We start from the raw sequence: 20,802 nt of genomic DNA on the forward strand, positions 1-20,802 counted from the left end.
GTGGCGTTACGTTCGGCGGTGGTTGTCGAACGTCAGGCCAGCGTCGCGACGTTCTTGTCGCCGGCAGCCGTCACGGCGATCGACGCGCCGAGGGGGTCGCCGTCGCTCAGCACCGCCACCAGCTCCTCGTCCTCGCTGACCGCCATGAACCGCGACCCGTCGGCGTCGAGTCGGCCGATGATGATGCCGGTGCGGACGGGCCAGTCGTAGCGCACCGAATAGGTCTCGACGGTGCCGCGGCCGTCGACGTGGCGGGTCACCGGAACCTTCGGCAGCGCCGCGATGTCGGCCTGCAGCTCCGCGCTGCGGTCGGCCGCCCAGTCGCCGGGCTCGGTCGAATACACGCCCGCCGAATACTTGCTCATCACCCCACCGTTCGCGCCGACCAGCCCGAACGCGCCGGGCCGCTCCCGCATGGCGGCGACGGTCTCGGCGATCGCGTGCAGCGAGTAGCTGTTGCCGGGCCCGCCGAAGTACGGCAGCCCGCCGGTGAGCGTCAGGCCGCGCGGGTCGTGCGGCGCCAACCCGAATGCGTCGCACACCGCGAACACCGGGAACGGGAAGCAGCTGTAGAGGTCGAAGGTCGCGACGTCGTCGATGCCGATCCCGGCGACCCGAAGTGCCTCCGCGACAGCCTGTTTCGCCGACACGCTGACGCCCAGCTCCGCGCGGTCGAGCAGCGGCTGTTCGGTTTGGTCGGCGTGCCCGCGCAGGAACACCCACCTGTCCTCGGGCACCCCGAGCCGGCGGGCGGCGGCCAGCGACATCACGATCGCGGCGGCGCCCTGGTTCACGGTGTCCCGGGCGACCAGCAGGCGGGGATACGGATCGCAGATCATCCGGTTGCGGTCGGTCACCGTGACGATCTCGTCGACCGACCGTTCCACCGGCGACGCCGAGTAGGGGTTCTTCGCCGCCACCGCCGAGAACGGTGCGAACAGCTCCGCCATCTCGCGCCGGTATTCGGCGACCCCGAGGCGCAGCGCCGCCCGCCGGGCGTTCTCCAGCAGGCCGTATTGCACGGGTGCGCCCGTCAGGCCGTGCGCGACGGTGTAGTCGCTCATGTACTGCTCGAAGCCGTAGCCCCGGTCCTCCAGCTGGCCGCCGACGTGCTCGGTGAAATCCGGCTTGTCGTCGCGGTTCGCGAAGTACTTCGTCGTCGAGCCGGGCTCGCTGCCGACGATCAGCGCCACCTCGACCTCGCCCGCCGCGATGGCACCGGCGAACTCCGTCATCAGCTTCTGCGGGCTGTTGCCGCCGATGGGCTCGAGCACCGCGCGCGCCGGGTCGGCACCGATCCGCCGGGCCACCGACCGCAGGTAGTTGTCCGAGGCACCCAGCGGCGGATCGGCGAACGGGGTGCAGATCTCGAATTGCCGCAGCCCGGCGAACACCTCGATGGCCGTTGCCACCGCACCGACGGACGCGCCGGTGTCGGCCAGCGCCGCCTGGGTGGCCGCGGTCGCCAGGTCGACCGCCGACATGCCGCGGTAGCCGGCGTCGTCGACGCGTTCGGTGAACTGACCGACGCCGACGACCACCGGTGTCCGCGGATCGAGCTGCATGACAAACCTCCCGACGACTGTTAATTCGTCAGGCTAATGGTCCGGGGGCGGCCGGAGCGACGCGGGGTCGCCCGAACTGGAACATGTTCCAGTCCGCTACAGGCTCTGCAGGATCTCCCTGGCCAGCGCGGCGGTCTCCGACGGCGTCTTGCCGACCTTCACCCCGGCCGCCTCGAGCGCCTCTTTCTTGGCCGCCGCGGTGCCCGACGAGCCCGACACGATGGCGCCGGCGTGGCCCATCGTCTTGCCCTCGGGCGCGGTGAAGCCGGCGACATAGCCGACGACCGGCTTGGTCACGTGCTCCTTGATGTAGTCGGCGGCGCGCTCCTCGGCGTCCCCGCCGATCTCGCCGATCATCACGATGATCTTGGTGTCGGGGTCCTGCTCGAAGGCCTCGATGGCGTCGATGTGCGTCGTCCCGATCACCGGGTCGCCGCCGATGCCGATGGCGGTGGAGAAGCCGAAGTCGTTGAGCTCGAACATCATCTGGTAGGTCAGCGTGCCCGACTTCGACACCAGGCCCACCGGGCCGGGCCCCGTGATGTTGGCGGGCGTGATGCCGGCCAGCGCCTCGCCGGGGGTGATGATGCCCGGACAGTTCGGCCCGATGATGCGGGTCTTCGGGGCCCCCTCGCCACCGCTCTTGGCGAGGTTGTAGGCCCACGCATACGCGGTGTCCTGCACCGGGATTCCCTCGGTGATGACGACCAGCAGCGGGATCTCGGCGTCGATGGCTTCGATGATGGCGTCCTTGGCGAACTTCGGCGGCACGAAGACCACCGACACGTCGGCGCCCGTCTCCTTCATCGCCTCGGCCACCGATCCGAACACCGGCAGCTCGACGTCGTTGCCCTGCGAATCCTGGTGCGACACCGTGGTTCCCGCCTTGCGGGCGTTCACGCCGCCGACCACCTGGGTGCCGGCCTTGAGCATCAGCTTGGTGTGCTTGGTGCCCTCACCGCCGGTGATGCCCTGGACGATGACCTTGCTGTCCTTGTTCAGGAAGATCGACATTTCAGGTTCCTTTCCCGGCCCTCAAGCCCGAGCGGCGAGTTCGGCGGCCTTGTCGGCGGCTTCGTCCATGGTGCCGACCTCGGTCACCAGCGGATGATTCGCCTCGGCCAGGATGCGGCGGCCCTCCTCGACGTTGTTGCCGTCGAGCCGGACCACCAGCGGCTTGTTCGCCTCGTCGCCGAGGATCTTCAGTGCGTTGACGATGCCGTTGGCCACCGCGTCGCAGGCGGTGATGCCGCCGAAGACGTTCACGAACACGCTCTTGACCTGTTCGTCGCCCAGGATGACGTCGAGCCCGGCGGCCATCACCTCGGCCGAGGCACCGCCACCGATGTCGAGGAAGTTCGCGGGCTTGACGCCGCCGTGGCGCTCGCCGGCGTAGGCCACGACGTCGAGCGTCGACATGACGAGCCCGGCGCCGTTGCCGATGATCCCGACCTGACCGTCCAGCTTGACGTAGTTGAGGTCGTTCTCCTTGGCCTTGAGCTCCAGCGGGTCGGTGGCGTCGCGGTCCGCGAACTCGGCGTGCTCGGGATGGCGGAAGTCGGCATTCGCGTCGAGCGTCACCTTGCCGTCGAGCGCGAGGATCCTATCGTCCGGCGTGCGCACCAGCGGGTTCACCTCGACCAGCGTGGCGTCCTCTTTGGTGAACACCTCCCACAGCTTGGCGATCGTGACCGCCGCCGAGTCCAGCACCTCGTCGGGCAGGTGGCCCTGCCGGGCGATCTCGCGGGCGAATGCCTCGTCGACACCCGTGGTGGCGTCGACGGGGATGCGGGCCAACCGGTCGGGCTTGGTGGCGGCCACCTCTTCGATCTCCATGCCGCCCTCGACCGAGCACATCGCCAGGTAGGTGCGGTTCGAGCGGTCGAGCAGGAACGAGATGTAGTACTCCTCGGCGATGTCGCTCGCCTCGGCGACCAGCAGCTTCTTCACGACATGACCCTTGATGTCGAGGCCGAGGATGTTCTGCGCGTGCTCGAAAGCGTCGTCGGGGGTGGCGGCGTACTTCACCCCGCCGGCCTTGCCGCGACCACCGACCTTCACCTGCGCCTTGACCATGACCGGCTTGCCGATCTCCTCCGCGATGGCCTTCGCGTCCTCGGCGGAGGTGGTCACGCGGCCGGGCGTCGTCGGAACGTTGTGCTTGGCGAACAGTTCTTTCGCCTGGTACTCGAAGAGGTCCATGTGCTCGAGTAGTCCCTGTCTGTCGTCGTCGACGGTTTGGCTTCCGATACTCGGGGGAACCATATCCACAGCGGATGTCGCGATTGTCACCGGCCACCGGTCCTGTGGTAGAACTCACCGGCGGTAGTACAGCGACGGCGTCGAGTGATTCACATCACATCCGGAGCCGGTTTCAGATCCCCGCTTGCTTACCCGCGCAACGGTTGGTTACCGTCACCGGGACGTAGATAACGTTCTGGTCACGAGTCAGAAGGATTGTCCGGGTTGGCGCAACATCGTTCGAGCCGCACCCCTCACCGGGGTTCGATGGCCGTACGTGAACCAGACCGCTGGGACACCCGTTTCGACGACGACATCACCGAGCTCATCCCGTTCAACGAGTTCGGCGGCCTCGAGGACGCGGACTTCGCCCAGCAGACCGCATTCGGGAACGAGTCCGCGGTGGTCCACGCCCCGGAACTCGATGACCTCGACGACACCGACGATCTGCGGCCGCTGCGACTCGACGTTCCCGCCCGGTTCCGGGCGGAGGCCGACCACGAGGATCCGCACCCGTACCGGTCGCACGGTCACGAGATCACCGACGTCGTGCCCATTCAGCGCGGTCACCACCGCAAGCCCGCCGCCACCTCGGCCGGTAAGGGCCGGCTGCTGATCGCAGCGATGGCCGCGGGCGCCGCCGCGGCCGCCGCACACTCGATGACCGCCGGTGACGACACGTCGTCCACGGAAGCCGTGGTCGCCGCCGACGACACCGTTGCGGCCGGCAAACCCATCGCGAAGTCCAGCATGGGCGTGCAGGTGGTGACTGTCGCCTCGAGCTCCTCGGCGCACACCGAAGAGCTCCAGAAGGCGGTGGCATTCGCGCAGGAGCGCGCCGAGCGCGAGGCCCGCATGCAGCGCCCGCTGTTCGTGATGCCGACGAAGGGCATCTTCACCTCGGGCTTCGGCTACCGCTGGGGCGTCCTGCACGCCGGCGTCGACATCGCCAACTCCATCGGCACCCCGATCCTCGCCGCATCCGACGGCGTCGTGATCGACGTCGGCCCGACCGCCGGCTACGGCGCCTGGGTCAAGCTGCGCCACTCCGACGGCACGGTCACGCTGTACGGCCACATCAACTCGTGGAACGTCAGCATCGGCCAGCGCGTCATGGCGGGCGACCAGATCGCCACCATGGGCAACCGCGGCAACTCCACCGGCCCGCACCTGCACTTCGAGGTCATGCTGAACGGCACGGATCGCGTCGACCCGCAGCCGTGGCTGGCCAAGCGCGGCATCGGGCTCGGCGCTCTCACCGGCTGACGCCGACTCCGGTGAGCACCGACGACCCGTCGGCCGATGTCACCTCCGGCGATGACGACGGGGAAGGCGCCGATCCGCCGACCGGCATCCTGCGCCGCCATCCCACCGGCCCGACGATCATCCGCCGCCACCCGACCGGCGCTTTTCCGGTCAGCCCGGACGAACCGCCCACCGGCCTCATCGCAGCGGACATCGACGACGTCCCCACCGGCCTCATCGACCCGGACGTCACCCGGCCACCCAGCGCCGGCACGGCGATCGCCGCGTCGGCTGCGGCGATCCTGAACGGCTGGGTGGCGGCGGTGTTCGCCACCGACCTGATCACCGGCTGGTGGCAGACCGACACACTGTTCTGTGTCGCCGTGGGCTTTCTCATCGCGATCGTCGCTGCCGCGACCATCACCGGCGTCGTCGCGGTGCTGCTGCGGCAGGGCAGCGGCCGGTACCTGATCGGCGCAGCCGCGGCCGTCACGCTGCTCATCTTCGCGGGCATCTTCATCGCCGGCGCCGAGATCGCGTGGATCGTCTACCTGGCACCGGTGTTCGCGGTGCTCGCCGCGGTGCTGGTGGCCCTGCCGGCGACGCGCCGGTGGTGCGCCGCCGGATGAACCCACTACCGTGAGCGCGACACGCGAGGACGAGGAGCCGGTGGCATGAATCCCTGGGATCAGGGCGGTCCGCCGCCGCACCAGGGTAGCTGGCAGCCGGGTGGCTGGCAGGCGCCCGAGCCCCGTCACACCGGCTACCCGTACGGTCCGCCGCCGGCCTATCCGTACGGTCCGCCGCCCGGCTATCCGTACGGGCCGCCCAACCCGCCTGCCAGCGGCGCCACCGCGATCGTCGCGGCCGTGCTCAGCTTTCTCGGCGCGCTGGCCAACGTGCTGAGTGCGGTCGACGGCTTCGTCAGCGTTGCCTCACTCCGAGAGCCGCGCGGCGCCTACGGCGTCGAGTACCCCGCCTGGTTGGCGCCGACGGGAATCATCGTGTCGATCGCTCAGCTCGTGTTGGCCGTGGCGCTGGTCTTCGGCGGTGTGCAACTGGTGCGGCGCCGGCTCAACGGCCGCGTCGTCGTGGCGGCGGCCGCGGGCGCAGCCGTCCTGATCCAGCTCGTGAGCCTGGGGTTCGCGGCGGCCGCGGTGAAATGGGCCAGGGACCTGAGCGCGCGGTACGACGTCGGAGTCGACCTCGGCCCCCTGCTGACGCTGAGCATCGGCATCTCCGCCGTGATGATCATCTTCCCGATCGCGACGGGCGTGCTGGCGCTGCTGCCGGCGACGCGGCGGTGGTGCCTGTCGGCGCCGCCATCGCCCGGGCCGCCGTTCGGGCGGTATTAGAGCTTCTGCAGCGGGGCGTGGTTGTGCATCAGCTTCACCCGCCCCGAGCTGCCGAAGTCGATGAGCGACATCGCGGACTCGCCGACGCCCGACACCTCTTCCACGCGGCCCAGGCCGTACTTGTCGTGGCTGACGCGGTCACCCGGCTCGAGCACCATCAGCGGCCGGTTTCGCGGCGCGCCGCGTGACGGCGACGGCCGCCTGCTGTGGTCGGCCCCGAACCGGGCGGTGCCGGTGAGCGGTGCGCTGCGCCCCGGCGCGGGATCGGAGCGACGCCAATCGACCAGCTCCTGGGGGATCTCCCGCAGGAACCGCGACTCGGGGTTCATCATCGGCTGGCCCCACGACGACCGGACTTTCGCCCGGCTGAGGTACAGCCGCTGGCGTGCGCGGGTGATGCCGACGTAGGCGAGCCGCCGCTCCTCGGACAGTTCGGCCGGGTCGCCGAGGGCCCGCATGTGCGGGAACATGCCGTCCTCCCAGCCGGTCACGAAGACGACCGGGAACTCCAGGCCCTTGGCGGTGTGCAGCGTCATCATCGTCACGACGCCGGCGCCGTGCTCGGGGATGTCGTCGGTGTCGGCGACCAGCGACACCCGCTCCAGGAAGGCAGCGAGCTCACCGGTGTCCGGCACGTCCTCGTCGACGGAATCCTCGGCGAGCGCCGCCGCGTTGGCCCGGTCGGTGCTGAACTCGTGCGCGACGCTCACCAGCTCGTTGAGGTTGTCCAGCCGCGCCAGGTCCTGCGGGTCGCTCGACGCTTCCAGCTCGGCGCGGTAACCGGTGCGGTCGAGCACCGCCTCCACCAGGTCGCCGAGATCGCCCGTCGACTGGTGCAGCCGCTCGCGCAGCCCCTCGAGGATCTCGACGAACGCGGCGATGCACTTCTCCGAACGGGTGTTGAGCATGGGCACCTTGCCCCCGACGGCCGCAACCAGCGCGTCGTAGAACGACACCCCGGCGTTCTCGGCGTACACCGCCAGGCACGCCTCCGCGCGATCGCCGATCCCGCGGCGCGGCGTGTTGAGAATGCGGCGCAGGCTCACCGAGTCGCCCGGGTTGTCGAGCACCCGCAGGTACGCGACGACGTCGCGGATCTCCTTGCGCTCGTAGAACCGGACGCCGCCAACCACCTTGTAGGGAATGCCGGCGCGGATGAACACCTCTTCCAGCGACCGCGAGCTGTTGTTGGTGCGGTAGAACACCGCGACGTCGTTGTACGTAATCTCGCCACGGTCGGCGAGCGCGTCGATCTCGCGGGCGACGAACGCCGCCTCGTCGTGCTCGTTGTCGGCGACGTAGCCGACGATCAGCTCGCCGTCGCCGCTGTCGGTCCACAGCCGCTTCTCCCGGCGCCCGGCGTTGCGGGCGATCACCGCGTTGGCGGCGTTGAGGATGGTCTGCGTCGACCGGTAGTTCTGCTCGAGCAGGATCGTGGTGGCGTTGGGGTAGTCGCGCTCGAAGTCCTCGATGTTGCGGATGGTCGCGCCGCGGAACGCGTAGATCGACTGGTCGGCGTCACCGACCACGCACAGCTCGGCGGGCCCGACGGTGTCCTCGGGATCGGCTGCATGCCCGGCCAATTCGCGCACCAGCACGTACTGCCCGTGGTTGGTGTCCTGGTACTCGTCGACCAGGATGTGCCGGAACCGGCGCCGGTAGTACTGCGCGATGTTCGGGAACGACTGCAGCACCGCGACCGTCTCGCCGATCAGGTCGTCGAAGTCGAGCGCATTGGCGGCGCGGAGCCGGCGCTGGTATTCGCGGTAGACGTCGGCGACGATGCCGGTGAGCTCGCTGCGGTCCTCGCCGCCGCCCAGGTGGGCCACCGCGTCCTGCGGGGCGACGAGTTCGTTCTTGAGGTTCGAGATGGCGTTGGCGAGGAGCCGCGGGGTGTAGCGCTTGGTGTCGAGCCCCATGTCCTTGCCGATCATCATCAGCAGACGGCGGGAGTCGTCGGCGTCGTAGATGGAGAAGTTCGAGTTCAGCCCGGGCAGCAGCGACGCCTGGTTGCGCAGGATCCGCACGCACATCGAGTGGAACGTGGACACCCACATGTTCCTGGCGCGCGGACCGACCAGCTGCACCACGCGCTCACGCATCTCCGCCGCGGCCTTGTTGGTGAACGTGATGGCCAGCACCTGGCCCGGGCCCACGTCGCGCGCCGCCAGCAGATAGGCGATGCGGCGCGTGAGCACTGCCGTCTTGCCCGAACCGGCGCCGGCGACGATGAGCAGCGGCGTGCCCTGGTGCAGCACCGCGCGCCGCTGCTCGGGGTTGAGGCCGTCGAGGAGATCGTCGGCCGCGGCCGGCGCCGCAGACTCGGTCAGGTGCACGCTCATGTCGGACCCAATCTACCGCCGCACACCGACAGGTTTTTGCCAACGGAATGCGCGAGTGGCAGACTCTTCACCGTGCTCAGCACGCAGTCACGCCGATTTTTCTACGGGTACCGGACGGCGGTACCCGCGGCGTAGCTGCTCACCACAGCCCCGGGGTCCGCATCGGATCCGGGGCTCATTTCTTGTGTGAGGCCCGGAAGCGATGAGACCTGAACCATCACACAGGGAGAACACCGAGATGACCACCACCGAACAGCCGCTCGACATCGACAGCCTCCGTCAGGAGATCGACCGGCTCGACGCCGAGATCCTCGCCGCGGTGAAGCGCCGCACCGAGGTGTCCCGCACGATCGGTAAGGCGCGCATGGCCTCCGGCGGCCCCCGGCTGGTGCACAGCCGCGAGATGAAGGTGATCGAACGCTTCAGCGAGCTGGGCGTCGAGGGCAAGGAGCTCGCGATGCTGCTGCTCCGCCTGGGCCGCGGCCGCCTGGGGCACTAGGCCGGCCCGGGCATCAGGGCGTCAGCGCGACGTACTTCGTCTCGAGGTACTCCTCGATGCCCTCGGATCCGCCCTCGCGGCCGAAACCCGACTCCTTGATGCCGCCGAACGGTGCCGCGGCATCGGAGATGACGCCGCGGTTGACGCCGACCATCCCGGATTCGATGGCCTCGGCGACGCGCAGCGCCCGGTCGAGTGACTGCGTGTAGACGTACGCCGCCAGCCCGTACTCGGTGTCGTTGGCGGCGGCGATGCCCTCGTCCTCGGAGTCGAAGCCGGTGATCGGCGCGACGGGCCCGAACACCTCCTCCTTGAGGATCCGGGCGTCGCCGGGGACGTCGACCAGCACGGTGGCGGGATAGAAGTTGCCCGGCCCGGTCGGCCGCTCGCCGCCGACGGCCACCTGCGCGCCGCGCTGCACGGCGTCCTCGACCAGCTCGGCCACCTTGTTCACCTGCTTGGCGCTGATCAGCGGTCCCAGCGTCGCCGACTCGTCGAGGCCGTTACCGGTCTGCACCTCACTCATCCGCTTGATGAGCTTCTCGGTGAACTCCTCGCGCACCGCGTTGGCGACGTGGAAGCGGTTGGCGGCGGTGCACGCCTCGCCGCCGTTGCGCATCTTCGCCAGCATCGCCCCGTCGACGGCGGCGTCGATGTCGGCGTCGTCGAACACGATGAACGGCGCGTTGCCACCGAGCTCCATCGACGTGCGCAGCAGCTTGTCGGCGCTCTGCTTCACCAGCGCCTTGCCCACGCCGGTCGAACCGGTGAAGGTGAGCTTGCGCAGCCGGCCGTCGTCGACGAGCGCCTTCGTGACGGCGCCGGCGTCGCTGGTCGGCAGCACCGACAGCACGCCCTTCGGCAGCCCCGCCTCGTCGATGAGCTTCGCGAGGTACAGCATGGTCAGCGGGGTCTCCTGCGCCGGCTTGACGATCATCGTGCAGCCCGCCGCCAGCGCCGGACCGATCTTGCGGGTGCCCATGGCGAGCGGGAAGTTCCACGGGGTGATCGCGTAGCACGGGCCGACGGGCTGCTTGGTGACGAGGATGCGGCCGTTGCCCGCCGGAGCGCGCAGGTAGCGGCCGTCGATGCGGACCGCCTCCTCGGCGAACCAGCGGAAGAACTCGGCGCCGTAGGTCACCTCGCTCTTGCTCTCGGCGACGACCTTGCCCATCTCCAGCGTCATCAGCGTCGCAATGTCGTCGGCCTGGGCGGTGATCGCCTCGAACACCGCGCGAAGCAGCTCGCCGCGCGTGCGGGCGGGGGTGGCTGCCCACTGCGCCTGCACGGCGACGGCGGCGTCCAGCGCGGCGATCGCGTCGTCGGCGGTGGCGTCGGCCACGGAGACCAGCACCTCGTCGGTGGCCGGGTCGTGGACATCGAACTGTTTCGAGCCCGGCCGCTCCTCGCCGCCGATCCACAGGCCGGTGGGCACTGCCTTCAAGACTGCGCTGCTGTCCATGCCTCCATCATGCTCCCCGCACTAAGGTCGGGCCATGACCGAGCAGCCGATTCCCGACGTCCTCGACATCACGGCCACCCCGGCGTGGCAGGCCCTCGCCCGCCACCGCGACGACCTCGGCGACACCACGCTGCGGCAGCTCTTCCGCGACGACCCGGCTCGGGGCACCGAGCTGACGGTGACGGTCGGCGACCTCTACATCGACTACAGCAAGCACCGCGTCACCCGGGAGACGCTGCGGCTGCTGGTCGACGTGGCCCGCGCCGCGCACCTCGAGCAGCGGCGTGACGCCATGTTCTCCGGTGCGCACATCAACACCTCGGAGGACCGGGCGGTGCTGCACACCGCGCTGCGGCTGCCGCGGGACGCGACGCTGTCGGTCGACGGGCAAGACGTGGTGGCCGACGTGCACGAGGTGTTGGACCGGATGGGCGATTTCACCGACCGGCTCCGCAGCGGTGAGTGGACCGGCGCGACCGGCGCGCGCATCTCCACCGTGGTCAACATCGGCATCGGCGGCTCGGATCTGGGCCCGGTGATGGTGTACGACGCGCTGCGCCACTACGCCGACGCCGGCATCTCGGCGCGGTTCGTGTCGAACGTCGACCCGGCCGATCTGGTCGCGCAACTCGACGGACTGGATCCCGCCACCACGTTGTTCGTCGTCGCCTCGAAGACGTTCTCGACGCTGGAGACGCTGACCAACGCGACCGCCGCGCGCCGCTGGCTGGTGGAGGCGCTGGGCGATGCCGCGGTGGCCCAGCACTTCGTGGCGGTGTCGACCAACGCCCGCCTCGTCGACGACTTCGGCATCGACACCGCCAACATGTTCGGCTTCTGGGACTGGGTCGGTGGCCGGTACTCGGTGGACAGCGCCATCGGGTTGAGCGTCATGGCGGCGATCGGCCGCGAGCGGTTCGCCGAATTCCTCGCCGGCTTCCATGTGGTCGACGAGCACTTCCGCACCGCGCCGCTGGAGTCCAATGCGCCGGTGCTCCTGGGGTTGATCGGGCTGTGGTACAACAACTTTCACCACGCGCAGTCCCGCGCGGTGCTGCCCTACTCGAACGACCTCGCGCGCTTTGCCGCCTACCTGCAGCAGCTGACGATGGAGTCGAACGGCAAGTCGGTGCGCGCCGACGGCAGCCCGGTCAGCACCGACACCGGGGAGATCTTCTGGGGTGAGCCCGGCACCAACGGCCAGCACGCGTTCTACCAGCTGCTGCACCAGGGCACGCGGCTGGTGCCGGCGGACTTCATCGGCTTCAGCCAACCGACCGACGACCTGCCCACCGCCGACGGCACCGGCAGCATGCACGACCTGCTGATGAGCAATTTCTTCGCGCAGACCCAGGTGCTGGCGTTCGGTAAGACCGCCGACGAGATCGAAGCCGAGGACACGCCGCCGAACGTCGTCCCGCACAAGGTGATGCCCGGGAACCGCCCCACCACGAGCATTCTCGCGACGAAGCTGACCCCGTCGGCGGTCGGCCAGCTGATCGCCCTCTACGAACACCAGGTGTTCACCGAGGGTGCGATCTGGGGCATCGACTCGTTCGACCAGTGGGGCGTCGAGCTCGGAAAGACGCAGGCCAAGGCGCTGCTGCCGGTGATCACCGGCGACGACGCGCCGCCGCCGCAATCGGATTCGTCGACGGACGCACTGGTGCGGCACTACCGAGCGGAGCGAGGTCGACCGGCCTGAGCCGAGCGGAGCGAGGTCGACCGGCCTGAGCCGAGCGGAGCGAGGTCGACCGGCATGAGCCGAGCGGAGCGAGGTCGACCGGCATGAGCCGCCGCGAGCGGGACGCCACCGCAGAAGTCCGCCCCGGCCACGTGAGGTGGCCGGGGCGGAACGGACAGGTTGAGGGATCGGTGTGTCAGCCCACCGGGGCGGCGGCGCAGCCCACGCCGGGGATGCAGCCGCTGGCGCCGCCGGGACCGGCCTGGCCGCTCGGACCGCCGGGAACGTTGGCCGAGGCGCCGGCCGGGCCCGCGGCACCGGCCACCCCGCCGGGGTTCGTGGTGCCGGAGACGCCCTCGGGGCCGGCTGCGGCGGCCGGGCCGCCGGGGATGGAGCCCGCGGCGCCCTCCGGGCCGGCCGCGCCGACCGGACCACCCGGGACCGAGGCCACTGCGCCGCCCGGTCCCGCCGCGCCCGCCGGACCACCCGGGACCGATGCCACCGCGCCGCCCGGACCCGCCGCGCCCGCCGGGCCGCCGGGGATGGAGCCCGCAGCACCCTCCGGGCCGACCGCGCCGGCCGGACCACCCGGGACCGATGCCACCGCGCCACCCGGACCCGCCGCGCCCGCCGGGCCGCCGGGGACCGCGCCGGACACGCCACCCGGGCCGGCGACACCGGCGGGCGCGGGGCCGGGAGCCGGCACGGGCGCCGGAGCGGCACCACAGGTCGTGCCGTCGGGGTCGATACACCCCGAGGGACCGCCGGCGGCGGCGATCGGGGCTGCGGCGATTGCGGCCGCGGCCACACCTGCCAAGAACATCGGGATCTTCGTTCGTTTCACCACCATGGTCGATTCCTTACCACAACCAGGGGCGATCAAAACGGATAACGGCCGTGTAACGCGGCGAGTTGTCCCTAGCGGGCGTCCGACCGCCGGTTCGCCGTCGGGTGCTGCCCCGGTCGATCAGGCGAACCGCTTCGTCAGCCGCGGCGGCAGCACCCGCATCAGCGTCACCAGCGGCAGCCACGGCCACGCGGGCACGACGGCCCGGCCCGGCTCGCGCTCGATGGCGGCGACCAGGGCCCGCACGCCGGTGTCGTTGTCGACCATGAGCATGGTGGTGGCGGACTTCGCCGTCATCTCGGACTCGATGTAGCCCGGCTCGATGACGCTGACCCGGATGGGGCCCTTGTCGTACTCGGCGCGCAGCGACTCCCCCAGCGACGTCAGGCCGGCCTTGCTGGCGGCGTAGGCGGCCTTGACGCCCGGCACCCCCTTGTTCCCGAGCACCGAGGAGATGAGGACGAGGTGTCCGGCGCCGGCGCGTTTGAACATCGCCAACGCGGTCTCGATCTGGATCAGCGCGGCCACCAGGTTGGTCTCGATCGTGGCCTTGTTGGCCCACGGCTTGCCTTCACCCAACGGCCAGCCCTTTCCGATGCCGGCGTTGACGATCACCCGGTCGATGCCGCCGAGCTCGTCGGACAGCGCCTCGAAGACGGTCGGCACCGCGTCGTGGTCGTTGACGTCCAGCGCGGCCACCGCGATCCTGACGCCCGGATACCGCGCCGTCAGCTCGGCCTTCAGCTCCTCGAGCCGCTCGGTGCGGCGGGCGCACAGCGCCAGGTCGCGGCCCTTGGCGGCGAACTGCCGGGCCATGCCCGCGCCGAGGCCCGAGCTCGCACCGGTGATGAGGATCTTCTGCCGAGTCATTCGAGCAGGATAGCGACGCTCGACAGCTGTCAAGCCGCGGCTACTTCAGGAGCTTGGACATCCGGCGGTCCGCCAGGACCTTGCCGCCGGTCTGACAGGTGGCGCAGTACTGGAAGGACTTGTCGGCGAAGGACACCTCGCGCACGGTGTCGCCGCAGACGGGGCACGGCAGGCCGGTGCGGCCGTGCACCCGCAGCCCGGATCGCTTCTCGCCTTTGAGCGTCGCGGCCTGCTGGCCGACCGATCGCTCGACGGCGTCGGTGAGCACGGTGACCATCGCGTCGTAGAGGGCGGCGCGCTGCGCGTCGGTGAGCTTGCCGGCGGTCGCGAAGGGCGACAGCCGCGCCACGTGCAGGATCTCGTCGCTGTAGGCGTTCCCGATGCCGGCGATCACCTTCTGGTCGGTGATCACGGTCTTGATGCGGCCGGTGTGGCCCGCGAGCACCGCGGCGAAGTCGTCGGGCCCCAGCGACAGCGCGTCGGGCCCCAGCGACGCGATGCCGGGAACGGCCGCCGGATCGGACACCAGCCAGACGGCCAGCCGTTTCTGGGTGCCGGCCTCGGTGAGGTCGAAACCGGGCGCTTGTCCCGGCGTGCCGAGATGGACGCGCAGCGCGATCGGGCCCTTGCCGGGCCGCAGCGGCGCGGCGGCCGGCTTGTCCGACCAGCGCAGCCAGCCCGCCCGGGACAGGTGCGTGATGAGGAACAGCTCGCCGGCCTGCAGGCCGAGGTACTTGCCCCAGCGCACCGCGCCGGTGACCTCGCGGCCCGGCAGCGCGGACAGCGGCGGGTCGAATGTCTTCAGCACGGACAGCGCGCCGACGTCGACGCGGCCGACGGTCCGGCCGACGGCGTGGCGGCGCAGGTGGTCGGCGAGCGCTTCGACCTCGGGTAACTCGGGCATGGCACCAGTGTGCGGGAACGGATCGCTGCGCACCGCCCGTCCGCCGGTTGGGCCACGCCGCGATGTCAGTCCGGATCGGGCAGGACGAGCGAGAGCAGCCAGCTGACGATCGACAGCACGATCGCCGCCCAGATGGCCGTCCACCAGAAGTCGTCGAGCTGCAGGCCCCAGCCGGTGGTGTGGCGGGTGATCCAGGAGGTGATCCACAGCATCAGCGCGTTGACGACGACGTGGAACAGGCCGAGCGTCAGCACATAGAGCGGGATGGCCAGCAGCGCCACGATCGGCTTGATCACCGCGTTGACCGCGCCGAACACCAGCGCGACGACGAAGGCGATCCCGGCCTTCTGCACGGTGCCGTCGGCCCCGACGAAGGACATCCCGGGCACCAGCCAGGTCACCACCCACATTGCGACGCCGGTCACGGCGGCCCGCAGCAGGAACGTCACGGTGGTCAGTCTGCCGAGCGCAGCAGGTAGATGTCCATGATCCAGCCGTGCCGGGCACGGGCCGCGGCGCGCGCGTCGGCGATGCGCTCGCCGACCTCGCCGACGGTGCCCGAGATCAGCAGTTCGCCCGGCAGCCCCAGATAGGCGCCCCACCAGATGCGGGTCTGTGCAGCGCACAGCCGGAAGGCGCAGTCGCCGTCGAGCATGACGACCGCGCTGCCGGTCAGCCCGTCCTGCCGCAGCCGGCGGCCGGTGGTGATGAGCACCGGTTCGCCGATCTCGTTGAGCGGGATGCGGTGCCGGGCGGTGAGCGCCGAGATCGCGGTGACGCCGGGGACGACGTCCAGCCGGAAGTCGACGTGCTCGGCGACCGCCTCGAGGATGCGCAGGGTGCTGTCGTAGAGCGACGGATCGCCCCACGCCAGGAACGCGCCCACCCCGTCGCCGCCGAGCTCGGCGGTGATCGCCTCGGCCCACACCCGCGCGCGGGCGGCGTGCCATTGCGCGACGTCGCGGCGGTAGTCGTCGCTGCTGTCGCGGGCCGGGTCCGGGAGTTCGACGAACCGGTAGTCCCGCTGGCCGGCGTAGCGCTCGCAGATGGTGCGACGCAGCGCCACCAGGTCGGCTTTCGCGTCGCCCTTGTCCATCACGAAGAACACGTCGGTGGCGTTGAGCGCGCGGACGGCCGCGACGGTCACGTGCTCCGGATCGCCCGCCCCGATGCCGATGACGTGGATGGTGCGCACTGGCGCAGGTTAGTGGTTGGCGCGTCGGCGGATCGCCAGCGGCACCGCCAGCCACAACACGACCTCGGCGGCCAGCACCACGCCGCCGGAGACGAACGCCACCGTCTCGTCGAGCACCATGTCGACGACCACGATCGTCACGCCCACCAGCGCACCGCCCAGCAGCGTGATGCCGACCAGCGCGAAGCGGTGTGACGTCGACACCAGCTGCTTGAGCAGTCGCCGCCGGAACACGAGGCGGTGGATCGCCACCGGCGCGACGAGGAACACCGTCGAGCCGATGGCACACCATACGGTCAGCAGGAAGGTCAGCCGCAGGTGTCCGTCCAGCCGGTCGAACCGCTGCTGGAACGGCAGCGTCAGCAGGAAGCCGGTGAGCAGCTGCACGCCGGTCTGCACCACGCGGGTCTCCTGCAGCAGGTTCGCCCAGTTGCGGTCGAGCCGCTCGGTCGGCGTCTCGGACCGGTCGGCGGACCACCGCTGTCCGGGGTCGTCGGCGTCCATGTGCTGTGGTTCGCGGCGGGCGAGCGGTCAGCCGTCGTCTCGGCCCCGCGAGCGGCGCAGCGCCGAGGCCTTGGCGATGTCGGCTTCCTCTTTCGCCTCGTTCTTCTCGATCAACCGGGTGTCGCGCGGCGGCAGCTGCAGGTCGCGTTCGGCGGGCAGCCCGGCCTGCAGTTGCCGACCGCGCTCCAGCTCGGAGTCCACCTCGGCGCCGAACAGCAGCGCCAGGTTGGTGATCCAGACCCACAGCAGGAAGACGATGACGCCGGCCAGCGCGCCGTAGGTCTTGTTGTAGCTGCCGAAGTTGGCGACGTAGAGCCCGAACAGCACCGAGGCGATGATCCACACGAGGATCGCCACGGCGGCGCCGATGCTGATCCAGCGGAACTTCGGCTGTTTCACGTTCGGGCTGGCGTAATAGAGGATCGCCACGGCGAACACCACGAACAGCAGGATCAGCGGCCAGCGCAGGATGCTCCACACCGTCACGGCGGTGTCGCCGAGGCCGATGGCGTCGCCGATGGCCCGGGCCACCGGCCCGCTCACGGCGAGCATGAGGGCCACCACCGCGACCGAGACGATGCCGGCCAGCGTCAGCACCAGCTGCAGCGGCCGCAGCTTCCAGATCGGCCTGCCCTCGGGGATTTCGTACATGCGGTTCATCGCCCGGCCGAACGCGCCGACGTAGCCCGACGCCGACCACAGCGCACCCGCGATGCCCAGGATCAGGCCGAGCCCCGCCTGCGGCGACTCGACGAGCTGTTGGATCGGTTGGCGCAGCGTGTCCAACGCGCTGGACGGCGCCACGTCGTCGACGATCTGCAGCACCGCGTCGGTGGTGCGCTGGCCCTGCCCGAACACACCGAGCAGCGACACCATTGCGACGAGCGCCGGGAACAGCGACAGCACCGCGTAGTAGGTGAGCGCGGCGGCGAGGTCGGTGCACTGGTCGTCGGTGAATTCACGCACCGTCCTGCGGAGCACGAACATTGCCGACGGCCGGGTGAGTTCGGTCGGCGAATCCGGCTTGCTCGGGTCGTCGGGATCCGGCGGGGCTCCGTTCTCTGGCATGCCTTCCCGGTACCCCCGGGCCGAGCGCATCGAAACGCGGGTACCTCGACCACTCCGGTACCGGCCCGCCGGTCTTTCGCGGCCGGGTACGGTGCCCGAATGGACCGGCAGGACTTCTCCGGCCTGTTCGATCCCACCGGACGCACCGCGGTCGTCACCGGCGGCACGCGGGGGATCGGACTGGCGCTCGCCCAGGGATTCGCCTGCGCCGGCGCAGCCGTCGTGGTCGCGAGCCGCAAGGCCGACGCCTGCCGACGGGCTGGCGCCCACCTGACGCACTCCGGCCAGGCCTTCGTCGTCGACGGCGGCCTCACCCCGCGCTGAAAGGGCACACGATGCGGTTCACCTACGCCGAGGCGATGACCGATCCCACCTACTACATCCCGTTGGCTAAGGCCGCCGACGAGGCCGGCTATCACGCGATGACGATCCCCGACAGCATCGCCTATCCCTTCGAGTCGGATTCGACCTATCCGTACACCCCGGACGGGGATCGCACCTTCCTCGACGGCAAGGCGTTCATCGAGTCGTTCGCGCTCATCGGCGCGCTGTCGGCGGTCACCACGCGGCTGCACTTCAACATCTTTGTGCTCAAGCTGCCGATCCGCCCGCCCGCGCTGGTGGCCAAGCAGGCCGGTTCCCTCGCCGCGCTGTTCGACAACCGCCTCGGTCTCGGCGTCGGCACCAGCCCGTGGAAGGAGGACTACGAGATCATGGGCGTGCCGTTCGCCCGCCGCGGCAAGCGCATGGACGAATGCATCGACATCATCCGCGGGCTCACCACCGGTGACTACTTCGAGTACCACGGTGAGTTCTACGACATCCCCAAGACCAAGATGACGCCGGCGCCCACGCAGCCGGTTCCGATCCTGGTCGGCGGGCACGCCGACGCCGCGCTCAAGCGGGCCGCCCGCAACGACGGCTGGATGCACGGCGGCGGCGACCCTGAGGAACTCGACGCGCTGCTGGTCAAGCTGCAGCGCTACCGCGAGGACGCCGGGCAGCAGGGGCCGTTCCAAATCCACGTCATCTCCGTCGACGGGTTTACGCTGGACGGTGTCAAGCGCCTTGAGGACAAGGGCGTCACTGATGTGATCGTCGGCTTCCGCATTCCGTACATCAAGGGGCCGGACACCGAGCCACTCGACACCAAGATCCGCAACCTCGAGTGGTTTGCCGAGAACGTCATTGCGAAGGCCGGGTAGTCCGGAAGACGACGACGGGTGGCCCAATGACCTCCGACAGCGAGCCTCCCCTCGAGTGCGTGGCGATGGGCGCCTCCGCGGGCGGGGTGGAGGCGCTCACCGAGGTCGTGGCCGGACTGCCCGACGACGCGCCGTTCGCCGTGCTCGTCGTCCTGCACATGCCGTCCGGGGCGCCGAGCGTGCTCGCCCGCATCCTCGACCGCAACGGTCCGCTACCTGCCAGCCCGGCCGTCGACGGCGAGCCGCTGCGGGCCGGTCACATCCACGTCGCGGTGCCCGACAATCACCTGCTCGTCCACAACCGGCGGATCCTGCTGTCGGAGGGCCCCACCGAAAACGGGCACCGGCCGGCGATCAACGCGCTGTTCCGGTCGGTGGCGCTGGAGTACGGGCAGCAGTCGGTCGGGGTATTGCTCTCGGGTGTTCTCGACGACGGGGTGCAGGGCTTGTCGGCGATCCGGTCGCGCGGCGGGGTGACGGTCACCCAGCGGCCCGCTGACGCCGCCTTCCCGGCGATGCCGCTCAACGCGCTGCAGGCCGGGGTGGTGGACCACGAATGCTCCGCCGCGGAACTCGGCCGGCTGTTGACGAAGCTGACGGCGTTCGAGCGGGAGGACCGGCGAATGGAACCGGACAAGGTGATGGAACTGGAGAACCGCATCGCGATGGGCAAACGGTTCGCCGCGAACGTGGACACCGAGGTGCTGGGCGCGCCCTCGGGCTACACCTGTCCGGACTGCAACGGCTCCCTGACGTCCGTCGCCGACAGCGACCGGAACTTCCGCTGCCGGGTCGGGCACGCCTGGACCGCCGAAGCACTGCTGCAGGCCCGCGATGCGGAGGTGGAGAGCGCGCTGTGGATCGCGCTGCGCAGCCTGCAGGAGAAGGCGAAGATGTCGCGAAAGCTGGCCAGGAACGCCGGCGACGGGCCGTTGTCCCGCAAGTACCAGACGCTCGCCGAAGAGGCCGAGCACGCCAGCGTCGTGCTCAGCGAGCGCCTGTCGGAGGCCTACGGCATGCACGAACAGGGGTCCGTGCAATGAACCCGGTGTCGCGGTCACCGCTGCACACCACGGCGGAAGACCACGATGGTGCGGCGCTGCTCACCGTCGACGGCGTACTCGACAGCACCACTTATCTGCTGCTGCGCGACACGATCGTCAAGGCCGCGCTCGATCAACCGCTCGCCGTGATCATCGACGTCGCCAGCCTCGCGGTGCCCGCCCCGTCGGCCTGGGCGGTGTTCACCAGCGCCCGCTGGCACGTCAGCACCTGGCCGGAGGTCCCCATCGCCCTGGTGTGCCGCCACGCCGCCGGGCGCGAGGCGATCGCGGCGAACGGCGTCGCGCGGTACGTGCCGGTGTACCCCTCGGTGGCCGAGTGCCTGACCGCGGTGACGGAGTCGCCGCCGCCGCGGGTGCGCCGCCGCATGCGGGTCGAACTTCCCGCCGTCGACGGCAGTGTCGGGCAGGCCCGCGACCTGGTTACCGACTGGCTGCGCGCGTGGTCGATGGAATCGTTGATCCCGACCGCCAAGGTCGTGGTGAGCGCACTGGTGGAGAACGTGCTCGACCACACCAACAGCGCGCCCGCGCTCCGGGTGGAGAGCAACGGCACCACGGTTACCGTCGCCGTCGAGGACAGCAGTGCCCGCCCCGCGGGGCGCCGCGAGGACCCGGCGCGGGGGCGTGATCTGGTCAGCGGGCTCGCGGTGGTCGCCGCCGTGGCCCACGCGTGGGGCACCGCGCCCACGCCCAGCGGCAAGACCGTGTGGGCGGTCATCGGGCCCGATGCCGCGCTGTGAGCCGTCAGTAGA

21 protein-coding genes and 1 pseudogene are annotated in these 20,802 nt (G+C 70.4%); 9 read left to right on the forward strand and 13 right to left on the reverse strand.

Annotated features, from left to right (window positions below; all coding sequences use genetic code 11):
- Positions 1–32: 32 nt before the first annotated feature.
- The 3 genes from LV457_RS01695 to sucC form a co-directional block, all read right to left on the reverse strand.
- Positions 33–1,565 carry an acetyl-CoA acetyltransferase gene (locus tag LV457_RS01695; RefSeq protein WP_232168632.1) on the reverse strand — a complete coding sequence of 511 codons (1,533 nt, stop codon included), beginning with the start codon at positions 1,563–1,565 and terminating at the stop codon, positions 33–35.
- Between the two features lie 96 nt (positions 1,566–1,661).
- A complete protein-coding gene (gene sucD, locus LV457_RS01700; protein ID WP_232168633.1) occupies positions 1,662–2,579 on the reverse strand; it encodes a succinate--CoA ligase subunit alpha in 918 nt (305 codons plus the stop codon).
- Between the two features lie 21 nt (positions 2,580–2,600).
- On the reverse strand, positions 2,601–3,767 hold the full coding sequence (sucC, locus tag LV457_RS01705; RefSeq protein ID WP_232168634.1) for an ADP-forming succinate--CoA ligase subunit beta: 1,167 nt from the start codon (positions 3,765–3,767) through the stop codon (positions 2,601–2,603).
- A gap of 306 nt (positions 3,768–4,073) precedes the next feature.
- On the opposite strand from sucC, the gene LV457_RS01710 reads away from it, so the two are divergent.
- Genes LV457_RS01710 through LV457_RS01720 form a run of 3 tightly spaced genes read left to right on the forward strand, consistent with a single transcriptional unit; the run spans position 4,074 to position 6,406 of the window.
- The gene (locus LV457_RS01710; protein WP_232168635.1) at positions 4,074–5,072 is read left to right on the forward strand and encodes a M23 family metallopeptidase; all 999 of its coding nucleotides are present in this window, start codon (positions 4,074–4,076) and stop codon (positions 5,070–5,072) included.
- An 11-nt stretch (positions 5,073–5,083) separates the two neighbouring features.
- A complete protein-coding gene (locus LV457_RS01715; RefSeq protein ID WP_232168636.1) occupies positions 5,084–5,680 on the forward strand; it encodes a hypothetical protein in 597 nt (198 codons plus the stop codon).
- A gap of 45 nt (positions 5,681–5,725) precedes the next feature.
- Positions 5,726–6,406, forward strand: coding sequence for a hypothetical protein (locus LV457_RS01720; protein WP_232168637.1), 681 nt, complete (start codon positions 5,726–5,728; stop codon positions 6,404–6,406).
- Here LV457_RS01720 and pcrA read toward each other — a convergent pair.
- The gene (gene pcrA / locus LV457_RS01725; RefSeq protein WP_232168638.1) at positions 6,403–8,748 is read right to left on the reverse strand and encodes a DNA helicase PcrA; all 2,346 of its coding nucleotides are present in this window, start codon (positions 8,746–8,748) and stop codon (positions 6,403–6,405) included. The genes LV457_RS01720 and pcrA overlap by 4 nt on opposite strands.
- Before the next feature lie 202 nt (positions 8,749–8,950).
- Here pcrA and LV457_RS01730 point away from each other — a divergent pair, with 202 nt between their 5' ends.
- Positions 8,951–9,247 (forward strand): chorismate mutase, encoded by a 297-nt coding sequence (locus LV457_RS01730; RefSeq protein WP_232168639.1) that lies wholly within the window; start codon positions 8,951–8,953, stop codon positions 9,245–9,247.
- 13 nt (positions 9,248–9,260) lie between these two features.
- On the opposite strand, the gene LV457_RS01735 is transcribed toward LV457_RS01730, so the two are convergent.
- Positions 9,261–10,709, reverse strand: a complete 1,449-nt coding sequence (locus tag LV457_RS01735; protein WP_232168640.1) for an NAD-dependent succinate-semialdehyde dehydrogenase — start codon at positions 10,707–10,709, stop codon at positions 9,261–9,263.
- A 34-nt stretch (positions 10,710–10,743) separates the two neighbouring features.
- Between LV457_RS01735 and pgi the strand changes: the two genes are divergently transcribed.
- Positions 10,744–12,414 (forward strand): glucose-6-phosphate isomerase, encoded by a 1,671-nt coding sequence (gene pgi, locus LV457_RS01740; protein WP_232168641.1) that lies wholly within the window; start codon positions 10,744–10,746, stop codon positions 12,412–12,414.
- A 175-nt stretch (positions 12,415–12,589) separates the two neighbouring features.
- Here pgi and LV457_RS20255 read toward each other — a convergent pair whose 3' ends face one another.
- The 8 genes and pseudogenes from LV457_RS20255 to LV457_RS01780 all read right to left on the reverse strand — a co-directional run bounded on the left by LV457_RS20255 (position 12,590) and on the right by LV457_RS01780 (position 17,781).
- A complete protein-coding gene (locus LV457_RS20255; protein ID WP_374198716.1) occupies positions 12,590–12,997 on the reverse strand; it encodes a hypothetical protein in 408 nt (135 codons plus the stop codon).
- Between the two features lie 363 nt (positions 12,998–13,360).
- Positions 13,361–14,110, reverse strand: coding sequence for an SDR family oxidoreductase (locus LV457_RS01750; protein WP_232168643.1), 750 nt, complete (start codon positions 14,108–14,110; stop codon positions 13,361–13,363).
- Between the two features lie 40 nt (positions 14,111–14,150).
- Complete coding sequence (locus LV457_RS01755; protein WP_232169190.1) at positions 14,151–14,609, reverse strand: zinc finger domain-containing protein; 459 nt, start codon at positions 14,607–14,609, stop codon at positions 14,151–14,153.
- Between the two features lie 162 nt (positions 14,610–14,771).
- Positions 14,772–15,014, reverse strand: a pseudogene (locus tag LV457_RS01760) (DNA-formamidopyrimidine glycosylase family protein); the annotation flags it as partial.
- 65 nt (positions 15,015–15,079) lie between these two features.
- Positions 15,080–15,463, reverse strand: a complete 384-nt coding sequence (locus LV457_RS01765; RefSeq protein ID WP_308192153.1) for a phage holin family protein — start codon at positions 15,461–15,463, stop codon at positions 15,080–15,082.
- Positions 15,464–15,468: 5 nt separating this feature from the next.
- Positions 15,469–16,209, reverse strand: coding sequence for a precorrin-6A synthase (deacetylating) (gene cobF / locus LV457_RS01770; RefSeq protein ID WP_232168644.1), 741 nt, complete (start codon positions 16,207–16,209; stop codon positions 15,469–15,471).
- Positions 16,210–16,218: 9 nt separating this feature from the next.
- On the reverse strand, positions 16,219–16,713 hold the full coding sequence (locus LV457_RS01775; RefSeq protein WP_232168645.1) for a DUF6328 family protein: 495 nt from the start codon (positions 16,711–16,713) through the stop codon (positions 16,219–16,221).
- A 27-nt stretch (positions 16,714–16,740) separates the two neighbouring features.
- Positions 16,741–17,781 carry a YihY/virulence factor BrkB family protein gene (locus LV457_RS01780; protein ID WP_232168646.1) on the reverse strand — a complete coding sequence of 347 codons (1,041 nt, stop codon included), beginning with the start codon at positions 17,779–17,781 and terminating at the stop codon, positions 16,741–16,743.
- A 99-nt stretch (positions 17,782–17,880) separates the two neighbouring features.
- On the opposite strand from LV457_RS01780, the gene LV457_RS01785 reads away from it, so the two are divergent.
- The 4 genes from LV457_RS01785 to LV457_RS01800 are packed head-to-tail and all read left to right on the forward strand — an operon-like array spanning position 17,881 to position 20,790.
- A complete protein-coding gene (locus LV457_RS01785; RefSeq protein WP_255701585.1) occupies positions 17,881–18,105 on the forward strand; it encodes an SDR family NAD(P)-dependent oxidoreductase in 225 nt (74 codons plus the stop codon).
- 11 nt (positions 18,106–18,116) lie between these two features.
- Positions 18,117–18,986, forward strand: coding sequence for an LLM class flavin-dependent oxidoreductase (locus tag LV457_RS01790; RefSeq protein WP_232168647.1), 870 nt, complete (start codon positions 18,117–18,119; stop codon positions 18,984–18,986).
- Between the two features lie 26 nt (positions 18,987–19,012).
- Positions 19,013–20,029 carry a chemotaxis protein CheB gene (locus LV457_RS01795; RefSeq protein WP_232168648.1) on the forward strand — a complete coding sequence of 339 codons (1,017 nt, stop codon included), beginning with the start codon at positions 19,013–19,015 and terminating at the stop codon, positions 20,027–20,029.
- The gene (locus tag LV457_RS01800) at positions 20,026–20,790 is read left to right on the forward strand and encodes an STAS domain-containing protein (RefSeq protein WP_374198694.1); all 765 of its coding nucleotides are present in this window, start codon (positions 20,026–20,028) and stop codon (positions 20,788–20,790) included. Before LV457_RS01795 ends, LV457_RS01800 begins: the two co-directional genes overlap by 4 nt.
- The last annotated feature ends 12 nt before the right edge of the window (positions 20,791–20,802 follow it).

Source organism: Mycobacterium sp. MYCO198283, from assembly GCF_021213805.1.
Taxonomy (GTDB): Bacteria; Actinomycetota; Actinomycetes; order Mycobacteriales; family Mycobacteriaceae; genus Mycobacterium.

Excerpts from the sequence above, each read along its gene's own strand:
- LV457_RS01790 (WP_232168647.1), top strand. The coding sequence starts at position 18,117 with ATGCGGTTCACCTACGCCGAGGCGATGACCGATCCCACCTACTACATC.
- LV457_RS01735 (WP_232168640.1), bottom strand. The coding sequence starts at position 10,709 with ATGGACAGCAGCGCAGTCTTGAAGGCAGTGCCCACCGGCCTGTGGATC.
- LV457_RS01775 (WP_232168645.1), bottom strand. The coding sequence starts at position 16,713 with ATGGACGCCGACGACCCCGGACAGCGGTGGTCCGCCGACCGGTCCGAG.
- LV457_RS01795 (WP_232168648.1), top strand. The coding sequence starts at position 19,013 with ATGACCTCCGACAGCGAGCCTCCCCTCGAGTGCGTGGCGATGGGCGCC.
- LV457_RS01750 (WP_232168643.1), bottom strand. The coding sequence starts at position 14,110 with ATGACTCGGCAGAAGATCCTCATCACCGGTGCGAGCTCGGGCCTCGGC.
- sucC (WP_232168634.1), bottom strand. The coding sequence starts at position 3,767 with ATGGACCTCTTCGAGTACCAGGCGAAAGAACTGTTCGCCAAGCACAAC.
- LV457_RS01780 (WP_232168646.1), bottom strand. The coding sequence starts at position 17,781 with ATGCCAGAGAACGGAGCCCCGCCGGATCCCGACGACCCGAGCAAGCCG.
- pgi (WP_232168641.1), top strand. The coding sequence starts at position 10,744 with ATGACCGAGCAGCCGATTCCCGACGTCCTCGACATCACGGCCACCCCG.
- LV457_RS01730 (WP_232168639.1), top strand. The coding sequence starts at position 8,951 with ATGAGACCTGAACCATCACACAGGGAGAACACCGAGATGACCACCACC.
- LV457_RS01785 (WP_255701585.1), top strand. The coding sequence starts at position 17,881 with ATGGACCGGCAGGACTTCTCCGGCCTGTTCGATCCCACCGGACGCACC.
- LV457_RS01695 (WP_232168632.1), bottom strand. The coding sequence starts at position 1,565 with ATGCAGCTCGATCCGCGGACACCGGTGGTCGTCGGCGTCGGTCAGTTC.
- LV457_RS01720 (WP_232168637.1), top strand. The coding sequence starts at position 5,726 with ATGAATCCCTGGGATCAGGGCGGTCCGCCGCCGCACCAGGGTAGCTGG.
- pcrA (WP_232168638.1), bottom strand. The coding sequence starts at position 8,748 with ATGAGCGTGCACCTGACCGAGTCTGCGGCGCCGGCCGCGGCCGACGAT.
- LV457_RS01710 (WP_232168635.1), top strand. The coding sequence starts at position 4,074 with ATGGCCGTACGTGAACCAGACCGCTGGGACACCCGTTTCGACGACGAC.
- sucD (WP_232168633.1), bottom strand. The coding sequence starts at position 2,579 with ATGTCGATCTTCCTGAACAAGGACAGCAAGGTCATCGTCCAGGGCATC.
- LV457_RS01800 (WP_374198694.1), top strand. The coding sequence starts at position 20,026 with ATGAACCCGGTGTCGCGGTCACCGCTGCACACCACGGCGGAAGACCAC.